Here is a 401-nt window from a genome sequence, read left to right on the forward strand (position 1 = left end):
GGGTTGTCGAGGGAGTCGTCTGGCGCGGCGGTCTTGGGCATCGGCACGTGGAAAAGAAAAACGGAACGGGTGCAGGCAGGATCAGCCGAGCGCCACGTTCCAGGCGTTGTAATCGTACACCCAGTCCGCGTTGCCGCCGGCCTTGAGCCACTCGTTGCCGCGCGAGCCGATCTGGATGCGGCTGGTGCGGTCGTGGCGGGCCGCCTGGTAGCGCGCCAGCGCCTCGGGGATGGTGTCGTCGCTGGCCTCGGCCAGGCAGCGCGCCAGCACCACGCCGTCCTCGATSGCCATGCCGGCGCCCTGCGCCATGAACGGCATCATCGGRTGGCAGGCATCGCCCATCAGCGCRATGTGGCCGGYCGACCAGGACGGCAGCGGGTCGCGCACGTACAGCGCGGAGA

General features: G+C 69.8%; 1 protein-coding gene. It reads right to left on the minus strand.

The window, feature by feature from the left end:
• Nucleotides 1–81: 81 nt before the first annotated feature.
• Nucleotides 82–401 (minus strand): FAD-dependent monooxygenase (locus AC1DM9_RS34560; protein WP_477584523.1); only part of this gene is annotated, 320 nt, incomplete at its 5' end.

The organism is Paenibacillus sp. 01T431 (assembly GCF_056398625.1).